Raw genomic sequence first — 4,839 nt, 5'->3', positions numbered from 1 at the left:
AAATTAAAACAGATTCTTCTAAGTTATAGACTTTTGCTTAGATTATTCTGAAATGAACTCTAAAAATCTTTTTCCAACCTCTGTAGTACCTGATTGCCACAATCCTGTTTCACTCATTGTATTATGAAGTGTGTCATAGGCAATTAAATCTCTATTTTTCAAATCTCTGACGATTTGGTCATAAAAGTCACGTCTGTCTCCTAATTCGGGGAATGCTGAAACTAAAATTGTAGATTTTCCTCCCGAGAAAAGGCTAGGTCTTGTTTCAGCTGTAAAATAAGATTCTGGAGAATTTAGGAATGATAATATTTTCAAATGCCATTCATTAAATTGGTCTATATAATTTAAAAACATTAACTTTTCATTTTCTTCTATCCCCAATTTAGGCGTATTGGAAATTGAATTCATTAATGCTACTCTTTTATCCTTTTGATGTGTTTTTAAAGCTATTGAATATGCTTGCATAGCAACTGTTAAGAACTCTTGATTATCAGCTAGTTCACTTATATTAAAACCTTTTTGCTCAAGAGCATGTAACCTACGATCCATTTCTTCCAAAATTTCAGTTCTTCTCTTACTTGCAGGATCTGCAAATGCAACTCCAAATAGTTCTGAAAGCATCGGTCCTGCTACCGGTACAGTACCTGCAGCCCCCTTAGCCATTGCATAAATAGTCTCTTTTGTTTTTTCATTCATTTTAATTACTCCCTACTTTAAATTTCCCCTTCTAGAGGTAAACCTTGCGTTATTGCAGATGATATATCATCATATTTTGAATTATATTTTATATTGGAATTTATATCCACTCGTATATACCTTCATAAAAAAGAATCTGATATCTTAATAGATACCAGATTCCTTTTTATACTAAGGGCTATATATTCTGTCTTAAATTATTAATATCTTTTCAATAATTGTTATATAGAAGTCTTTCTTTTCTTTTTATGACCTGGAATAATCAACTCTCTAATTCGCTCATTTATTTCATCTTGTAATATATTAAAGATTTTAATAAGTTCTGTACGCTCATTCTCCATCACTATATGTTTAGGGTTATTGTTAATAACTCGCATTATTTGTTTTTCTATATTGTCGATATCAAATTGTGGGAGTTCATTATTAGGATCTAACCCTATATTCATATATTTTTCAAAAGCTTTTTCAATAGGCAGTAAACACTCTGAGCGTTTAACAGGTATTTCACCAGCCTCTGGATCATATTCAATATGTTCAACCAAAATCTCACAATAAATTTCAGGTTTTACATGAGAACGTACTAGTAGATAATACAAATTATTGCTCATTAATACATCGTAAAGTTTTGAACCATTCATCTTAAATTCTATATTTCCTACTTCTTCCTCGTAATCAGTTTTTTCTATATATTTATTAATGACTTCACATATAGCATTAGATGCTATTCCATCTAAACTTTTTTTTATTTTATTTATATTATTTTCTTTTTCTAATATTTTATTTATTTTCTGTTTCCAATCTTCCTCAAGTGCATCAAATATATATCCATTTTTAACTGCCTTTATCCCACTAAAATCCAAAGGTTGAGAAGAAAATGGTTTTAGATTACGATAATTATTGATATCATTAATTATCGGTTTATAGCTCTCATTAACAATAAGTGACCTTTGACTATGTTCTAGTGCACCTTTAGCAAACTTTATTGATTTAACACCAATAAAAATCGCTACCACAATTGAGACTAAACCAATCCAATTGCTAACTCCTATATCCTTTATACTTTCTAGCATTTTCTTTGCACCTTTTATCCCTTCCCATTTATAGGCTTTTTATAATAAGTTCATTACCTCTTGTCTCTCTATCCACTTATCCAGTTTATTTTTCGTGTCATCATTTAATCGTTTTCTTTTACCTGATAGCATCCTTGAAAGCGTTGAATACGAAATATCAATTTCTTTCGCTAGCTCACGAATACTTTTATTATTCTTCTCTTTATACGTGTTCATTTTTTCAATATAGAACTCAATACTATTAGGTATTTCTTGATTTGGTATACTTATTGGCTTCTCTTCAATTACAGGTGGCTTTTCTTCAATCTCGATAATTAATGGTGACTGCTGCTTACTTTTCTTAGTAATCAACTCTTGTTGTAATTTAACAAGTTCATTTGTCGGAGAAATAATTACTTTTAATTTTAGCCAGTAATTCTCAAACCAGTTTTTCCCCTTGCATTTCTCTTCATCAATTTCAGGAGAGTACTTCCATTCCTTAATAACTTGGTCCCTCATAAGATCATCTAACGTCTTTTCAAAAACTTGTCTTGTAAGGCTTGGTTTTCTATTCATACTGATTTCCATTACTTGTAATAACCCTTTAGGACCACCAATACTATATGAATGTGTTAGATGTTGATATGATTGTTGAATACGCCAACGCCAACTTAGATATCTGGTTAATCGTTTGTGATATCTTTGTTGCTTGCTGTTATACTCCAATGCTTTCTTAGATAATAAACCTGTTAGTTTTTCAGAACCATATAGATATTTCGATAAAAAACTACCTGGTGTAACGTTCATACTCTCTATTCCCAATGTTTTATCCGTATCAATATCTTTTGCAATGATAATTTCATCCATTACAAATAACCTTCTAATTCTTTGCTTTTTATAAGCCAAGGTTTCATTTGGATCCTCTTCATTTAATATCACGATCTCATTATCTTCATTTACATAAATAAAAATACTAGCAAGAGCAGCTAAACGCTCCATAATCTTTAATCTGTCTTCTTTTCGATAATAAGCCTTACCATTTTTGATTTGTTTCATATTACACATATCTAATATTTGTTCATAATGTACAGGCACAATAGTCTTATCATTTTCCGCACTCTTTACCCACAGTTCTGTTACAATATCAAGGCAATCTGCCGTCAAATCATCCATTACTCGTGTTAAAAAAGTAGAGTCAATCAAGGTATTCCATCTTTTTAACTCTTCCCTTTGTAACTTCATATCACCATCGTCATGTGACGATACTACGACTAGACTATTTTGTTTATCCTGCAATTGAGCAATACGTACATTCTTATCTTGGTCATCTGTAAACTTATTCTTAGCAATAGTGTCTGATAAATGGTACATAAACCCTGCATTACTTCGCTCTATGTAATCACTCTTAGCCTCTGTATCTAAAGGTAATTCTTTTGCGACAACAGGCAATTTAATCCCAAATTCCATATATAAATCATCTTTTAGACATTCAAAAATTTCTCCCTTATAATTATCTAATTTTGGAAGAATGTCTATCGCCGATAATCCTAAAGCTTCCTTTTTAGAAACCCATTTCACTAGTCTTTCGAAAGTCTGTGACGAATAAGTTGAGTTGTATATCCTCTGTAGATCTCTTTCTACATCTTGATAGAATTGTTGCCATTTATTTAACACTCTTTCACTTCCCTCAACTCCAGTTAGTAGAGGGTATGCTATATATAAGGTGTTTTGAAATAGTACTTTTAACTTTTCCACTAATAATCCTCCTAATTGCTTCTAATACAATTATATCAATTGCTACTTATCATTCATACCATTCTAATTAGAGTTTCGATAGGATATATTATTATTGAGCATTCCAATGAATATTCCTATTGTTTAGCTAACGAAAATATGATGAACAATTAATATCTTTTTGTAAACTGAAGTGCCCATGAGAAAGGTATCTATCCAGAAGCAGGAAACTTTTATGAACACTTATTAAAGAAAATTAAAATGCAATTGATTATGAGTAGTGGGAATAATATTTAACAAACCTTTTTATAAAGGTTTGCTTTGAGGGTTCAGTAGATTTGAAATAAATTCATTATTTAAGGTGGAATAAAAGTAAACAAATAAATATAAGTTCACATAAAAAAGAAGCATAGAAAAACATTCTATGCCTCTTTTTTTATAAACAACTCAATTCCCATTAATTATTAACTTAAAATCCATTACTAATAGTATAAAGTATTCTTTAAAACATTTATAACTGTGATGCTATAACAGCAATAGAGTTATGTAGTGAGTGAATCAAAACAACAATCCAAAAAGCAGATAATGTAACTTCTACTTTTTCATTCTTTTTTTGATATACCCAATAAGCATAGTTATATAATACTCCAATTATTGCTGTAGCGACTATATAAGTAATACCATCTGAATGAATTAATCCGAATATAATCGATGCTATTAAAATGATAAGAAAATCACGATCTTTAATAAGAGAAATACAACTTAATACCCAAAATAAAAACACCTGAAAAATTACTGTTTCATATACAGGTGCCGCAAATACTCCTACTAAAATCTGTATAATAGCGGGTTCTTCCTTTATTGGATGTTGTTTTATTGCCGGTAAAAATAAATCTAATGGCATCACAAGTAAAAATGATCCCAATACCATAAGTAATACAAACCAAATTATAGGTAAATCAAACATAAATCTATTCAATTTTTCCAGCATATATCTTTCTCCTATCACCTTTTTATATTCATAAAATTATATATTATATTTTCATTAATACAATAAGGTAATAGAATTAAATTAGTATAAATAGTACAAAATAATAAATTCTCTATCTTCTTCCCTTTCGTATTTGTAATAGCAACAATACATTTAATTTTTATAAGTTTACAAAATTCGTTTTACACTAATTATAAGTTAAACATGCGACATCTTTCTCAACTTGTGTACTTTTCCTGCAAAACATGCAACACCTTTCCCATCTTGCGTACCTTTCCTGCAAAACATGCAACATCTTTCCCATCTTGCATACCCTTTCTACAAAACGTGCAACATCTTTCCCACCTTGTGTACCTTTCCTATAAAACA

Annotated in this window: 4 protein-coding genes; all 4 read right to left on the bottom strand. The window is 30.0% G+C overall.

The annotated features are described in order from the left end of the window. Nucleotides 1-42 precede the first annotated feature (42 nt). Nucleotides 43-696, bottom strand: a complete 654-nt coding sequence (locus KI369_RS25020) for a hypothetical protein (protein ID WP_001003375.1) — start codon at nt 694-696, stop codon at nt 43-45. Between the two features lie 221 nt (nt 697-917). Next, nucleotides 918-1,766 carry a hypothetical protein gene (locus KI369_RS25015; RefSeq protein ID WP_048568096.1) on the bottom strand — a complete coding sequence of 283 codons (849 nt, stop codon included), beginning with the start codon at nt 1,764-1,766 and terminating at the stop codon, nt 918-920. A gap of 39 nt (nt 1,767-1,805) precedes the next feature. After that, nucleotides 1,806-3,500 carry a helix-turn-helix domain-containing protein gene (locus tag KI369_RS25010; RefSeq protein ID WP_048568097.1) on the bottom strand — a complete coding sequence of 565 codons (1,695 nt, stop codon included), beginning with the start codon at nt 3,498-3,500 and terminating at the stop codon, nt 1,806-1,808. A 490-nt stretch (nt 3,501-3,990) separates the two neighbouring features. Further along, nucleotides 3,991-4,470 (bottom strand): CPBP family intramembrane glutamic endopeptidase, encoded by a 480-nt coding sequence (locus KI369_RS25005; RefSeq protein WP_000890576.1) that lies wholly within the window; start codon nt 4,468-4,470, stop codon nt 3,991-3,993. Nucleotides 4,471-4,839 lie beyond the last annotated feature (369 nt).

This window comes from Bacillus sanguinis (genome assembly GCF_018332475.1).
Classification (GTDB): Bacteria; Bacillota; Bacilli; order Bacillales; family Bacillaceae_G; genus Bacillus_A; species Bacillus_A sanguinis.
This window is presented reverse-complemented; position numbering and strand designations above follow the sequence as displayed.

What these genes read in the sequence shown, in the direction of transcription:
- KI369_RS25020 (WP_001003375.1), bottom strand. Translation starts at nt 696, where the DNA reads ATGAATGAAAAAACAAAAGAGACTATTTATGCAATGGCTAAGGGGGCT.
- KI369_RS25015 (WP_048568096.1), bottom strand. Translation starts at nt 1,766, where the DNA reads ATGCTAGAAAGTATAAAGGATATAGGAGTTAGCAATTGGATTGGTTTA.
- KI369_RS25005 (WP_000890576.1), bottom strand. Translation starts at nt 4,470, where the DNA reads ATGCTGGAAAAATTGAATAGATTTATGTTTGATTTACCTATAATTTGG.